This window comes from Paratractidigestivibacter sp. (assembly GCF_052362415.1).
Classification (GTDB): Bacteria; Actinomycetota; Coriobacteriia; order Coriobacteriales; family Atopobiaceae; genus Paratractidigestivibacter.
This window is the reverse complement of the sequence record NZ_DAWEMK010000059.1, coordinates 5,556-10,315: the sequence shown is the minus strand read 5'-3', so window position 1 is coordinate 10,315 and position 4,760 is coordinate 5,556. Positions and strand designations below refer to the sequence as shown.

Annotated in this window: 4 protein-coding genes; 1 reads left to right on the top strand and 3 read right to left on the bottom strand. The window is 68.2% G+C overall.

Annotated elements, in window-relative coordinates; translation table 11 throughout:
• Positions 1 to 315: 315 nt before the first annotated feature.
• Entirely contained in the window at positions 316 to 1,479 is a 1,164-nt protein-coding gene (locus ACT84W_RS06890; protein WP_444328671.1) for an FprA family A-type flavoprotein, read from the bottom strand.
• Positions 1,480 to 1,633: 154 nt separating this feature from the next.
• Here ACT84W_RS06890 and ACT84W_RS06885 point away from each other — a divergent pair, with 154 nt between their 5' ends.
• Positions 1,634 to 2,128, top strand: coding sequence for a helix-turn-helix domain-containing protein (locus ACT84W_RS06885; protein WP_417575877.1), 495 nt, complete (start codon positions 1,634 to 1,636; stop codon positions 2,126 to 2,128).
• A gap of 59 nt (positions 2,129 to 2,187) precedes the next feature.
• Here ACT84W_RS06885 and ligA read toward each other — a convergent pair whose 3' ends face one another.
• A complete protein-coding gene (gene ligA, locus ACT84W_RS06880) occupies positions 2,188 to 4,347 on the bottom strand; it encodes an NAD-dependent DNA ligase LigA (RefSeq protein ID WP_444328674.1) in 2,160 nt (719 codons plus the stop codon).
• A 238-nt stretch (positions 4,348 to 4,585) separates the two neighbouring features.
• Positions 4,586 to 4,760 (bottom strand): heavy-metal-associated domain-containing protein (locus tag ACT84W_RS06875; RefSeq protein WP_444328673.1); only part of this gene is annotated, 175 nt, incomplete at its 5' end.

Here is a 4,760-nt window from a genome sequence, read left to right as displayed (position 1 = left end):
GGGCTAGCCGGCGGAGGAGGCGGTTGCGAATTTACACACCGATTTGGACTTGACCGAGGGTCGGTAAGAGGCGCACGAGATTTCCGGAGTGTCGGTACCGACGGTCCCGAATTCCGGTGAAAGAAGGGCTCGAGCCGGTCGTTTCTCACCAGAAAGGGGGACCGTCGGTAACCCCCTCACCAGAAATGGGGACCGTCGGTACCGACGCTCCCCGATTCCGGTGCACGGTTACCGACGGTCCCGGATTCCGGTGCGGGCAAGCGCGCGGCGACCTCGCCGCAGTCGCCGCGGCAGAGGGACGGCGCGGCCGCTCCCCTACTTGGAGAGCTCGTCGGCGAGCGCCGCGATCTGGGCGCGTGAGGCGTCGTCGACGGCCCCCTTGACGGTCACGACGGTATCCGCGAGCTCGATGTCCTTCATCTGCTCGACCTCGCCGCGCATGACCTTGGCGGCCATCGGCGCCCAGGAGCCGGCCTCGACGAAGGCGACCTTGCGGTTCTGGTAGGCGTGCTCGGCGAGCGTGTGGATGAAGGTGCTCATGAACGGGAAGATGCCCGCGTTGTACGTCACGCTCGCGAGGACGAGGCGGTCGTAGCGGAAGGCGTCCTCAACGGCCTCGGCCATGTCGTCGCGCGCGAGGTCGAAGACCGAGACCTCCTGGCCGCGCTCGCGCAGTGCCTCCGCGAGCTCGAGGGCGGCCTGCTTGGTGTGGCCGTAGACGCTCGCGTAGGCGATGGTCACGCCGCGGTCCTCCGGCTGGTAAGAAGACCAGGTGTTGTAGGTGTCAAGGTAGTAGCCGAGGTTCTCGTCGAGGATGGGGCCGTGGAGCGGGCAGATCTTCTGGATGTCGAGGGCCGCGGCCTTCTTGAGGACGTTCTGGACGTTCTTGCCGAACTTGCCCACGATGCCGAAGTAGTAACGGCGCGCCTCGCACGCCCAGCCCTCGGGGTCGTCGTAGTCGAGCGCGCCGAACTTGCCGAACGCGTCGGCCGAGAAGAGCACCTTGTCCGCGGCGTCATAGGTAAAGAGGACCTCCGGCCAGTGGACGTTCGTCGCGCCCACGAAGGTGAGCACGTGGCCGCCGAGGTCGAGGGTCGAGCCATCCTTCGCGACGACCTTGCGATCGGCGAAGTCGGTCCCGAAGTAGGCGACCATCATCTTGAAGGCCGGCGCGGAGGCGACGACCTGGGCGGCGGGGTACTTCTCCATGAACGAGGCGATGCCGGCGGAGTGGTCGGGCTCCATGTGCTGGACGACCAGGTAGTCGGGGGTGCAGCCGGCGAGCGCGGCATCGACGTTGCCGAGCCACTCGTCGACGAAGTGAGCGTCGACGGAGTCCATCACGGCAACCTTCTGCGAGCCGAGGACGACGTAGGAGTTGTACGCCATCCCGCCCTCTCGCACATCGTACTGCCCCTCGAAGAGGTCGATGTCGTGGTCGTTCACGCCGACGTACTTGATATCCTTGGTGATCTCCATGGTTCCTCCGTCTGGTCGAGACTATGTTTTCCGCGCCATTCTATACCACCGCGCGGGCCCGCCGACGGCTTTGTTCGCCGCGCTCGGGACCGATTCGCTACCTTTAGTCGGACTTCGCGGGACGACGAAATCCCAAAGAAATCTGAATATTCTAATGTCTATATACATTATTGAGCTGTTTAGAAATGAGTACGCCATGGTCTACCTTGGCGAGTTCGAGCTGTACTCCCCGGATGGCGAGAACTCTATGGTTCTCCAGCCCCTGGGCTCCGAAGAAGCGTCATGGCTCGTCAGCGACCTGGACGAGGCGCTCGGCGACGCCACCCGCTGGCTGGCCGACAAAGTCGACCGCAGCATCGCCTCGCGCGACGCGCTCATGCTTCCCGCCTGCAGCGGGATCGCGCGCCACGGCGGCCGCGTGGTCACGATCGCGATCGAGCGCTCGGCCATGGGAGTCCCCGCGATAACGGCCTCCGACGCCGCCTCGCTGCTCGGGATCACGCGCGCGAGGATCGGCCAGCTCTGCAGGGCGGGCACCCTGGAGAGCTGGAAAGAAGGGGCGCACCGCATGGTCTCGCTCCGCTCCGTCCAGGAGCGTATGGCCGCCCAGGGCAAGCTGCCTCAGGACGGCACCTGGGACATGCCCTGAGCGGCGGCGCCGGGTCGGGAGCGACGGCGGATCGGGGGTGACAGCGGGACCAGGGGCGCCTATGCAGTCGGCGCCTTGCCCGTCTCGAGGATGCGGTCGAGGGCGTCCTCGTCGAGCACGGGCACGCCGAGCTGCTGCGCCTTCGTGAGCTTGGAGCCCGCGGCCTCGCCCGCCACGACGAAGCTCGTCTTCTTTGACACCGAGCCGGAGACCTTCGCGCCGAGGGCCTTGAGCCGGTTGCCAGCATCGGTGCGGTTGTACTTCTGGAGCGTGCCGGTGAGGACAAAGGTGAGCCCGGCGAGCGTCTGCGGCGCCTCCGGCTCGCGGGCTTCTTCCTCCAGGACGACGCCCGCCTCACGCAGGCGCTCGACGACGGCGACGTTCTTCTGGACCTGGAAGAACTCGCGCACCGACGCCGCGATCTTCGGCCCGACGCCGTCGATGGCGGCGATGTCCTCGTCGGTCGCGCACATGAGCGCCTGCATGCTGCCGAAGTGCTTGGCGAGCGCGCCGGCCACGTTGGCGCCGACGTGGCGGATGCCGAGGCCGAAGAGCACGCGCGCAAGGCCGCGCGACTTGGATTCCTCGACCTGCGCCATGACCTTCTTTGCGATGACCTTGCCCACGACGATGTCATCGCCGTCGACGGACTGCCGCCCGGTGGACACGTCGGCGAGCGCCGCCTCCGTGAGCTTGTCGTAGTAGTCGGCCACGTCGGACAAGAGCCCCTGCTCGACCATGCGGGAGACTATCTCGTCGCCGAGGCCGTCGATGTCCATGGCGTTGCGGCTCCCCCAGTGGATGAGCCGCTCGGTCGCCTGTGCGGGGCAGTCGATGGAGACGCAGCGGAACGCGACCTCGCCCTCCTCGCGGATCACGGGGCTGCCGCACGAGGGGCATGTCTCGGGCATCTGGAACTCGACGGCGCCCTCGGGGCGCAGCTCGAGCACGGGGCCCACGACCTCGGGGATGACGTCGCCGGCCTTGTGGACCACGATGGTGTCGCCCACGCGGACGTTCTTGCGGCGCACCTCGTCGATGTTGTGAAGCGTGGCACGGGCGATGGTCGAGCCGGCCACGAGCACCGGGTCGAACTCGGCGACCGGCGTGAGGACGCCCGTGCGGCCCACCTGCACGCGGATCTCGCGCAGGACGGTGCGCTTCTCCTCGGGCGGGAACTTGAAGGCGATGGCCCAGCGCGGCGCGCGGGCGGTGAAGCCGAGGGCGGCCTGCCCTGCGAAGGAGTCGACCTTCACGACCACGCCGTCGATGTCGTAGTCCAGGTCCTCGCGATGGGCGAGCGCGTCGGCGCAGAAGTCGTGGACCTCGGCTGCGCTCGTGCAGCGACGGGCGTTCGGGTTCACGCTGAACCCGCAGGCGCGCAGCCACTGGAGGAACTGCCATTGGGTGTGGACGTCCAGGGGCGCCTCGTCGGCGACGGCGTAGATGAAGGTCTCCAGGTCTCGATGGGCCGTGACCTTGGGGTCCTTCTGGCGCAGGCTGCCGGCGGCGGCGTTGCGCGGGTTCGCGAAGGGCTCGCGGCCGGCGTCGTCGGCGTCCTCGTTCAGGCGCACGAAGCTGTGCTTGGGCATGTAGACCTCGCCGCGGACCTCGACGGACTGCCCGAGGCCGGCGTCGGCGACCTTGGCGAGGCCCTCCGGCGCGAGCGCGTGGGGGATGTCCTTGATGGTGAGGACGTTGGCGGTCACGTTCTCGCCCGTGGTGCCGTCGCCGCGGGTCGCCGCGCGGACGAACTGGGCGTCTTTGTAGGTGAGCGCGACGCCAAGGCCGTCGATCTTGAGCTCGCAGGTGTAGGCGACGGGCCGTTCGGGCGTAGAGCCGAGGGCCTCGTCGGTGCGCGCGAGCCACTCGTCGAGCTCGGCGAGGTTCATCGCGTCGTCGATGGAGTACATGCGCTGGGCATGGCGAACCGGCTCGAACTGCTCCGAGACGTAGCCGCCGACGCGCTGCGTGTACGAGTCGGGGCCCACGAGCTCGGGGTGCGCTGCCTCGAGGGCGAGGAGCTCCTGGAGCAAACGGTCGAACTCGGCGTCCGTGACCTGCGGCCGATCGAGCGCGTAATAACTGTAGGCATAGGTGTTGAGCAGCCGGTTGAGCTCCGCCGCGCGTGCGCGGGGGCTCTTTTTCCGCCCCTGCCCGCGAGCGGGGGCGGGGCTCGCCGGCGTTCCCCCGAACAGCGTCCCCTGCTCGGGCGTCATGTCGTTCTCGTTCGTCACGTTGTCTCCCGTTCCTATGCCATGGTTTGCGCTCATTACATAGTGCTACAACCGCGGACGGATATCAGCCGGGAGGCGAGCGGCGGGAAGTCGTCGGGCCCCAAGCCGTCAGGCATCAAGTCGCCGGCCCAAGCCCAACCGATAAACGCCGCCGCCCCGCCGCAGGTGAGCACTGCGGCGGGGCGGCGAGTATCGGAATCCCTGGTCCGGCAGGGCCGCGCTACGCCATCTCGCAGGTGTAGTCGGCCGCGCGGACGGCAGCGAGGAGCGCCTCGTCGCTCACCGCGGCGTCGCAGTGGGCCACCGCGGTGCCGGCCTCGAGGTCCACGTCCGCGGACGCGACGCCGTCGACGCCCTCGAGCGCCTCCTTGACGTGCTTGACGCAGTGCTGGCAC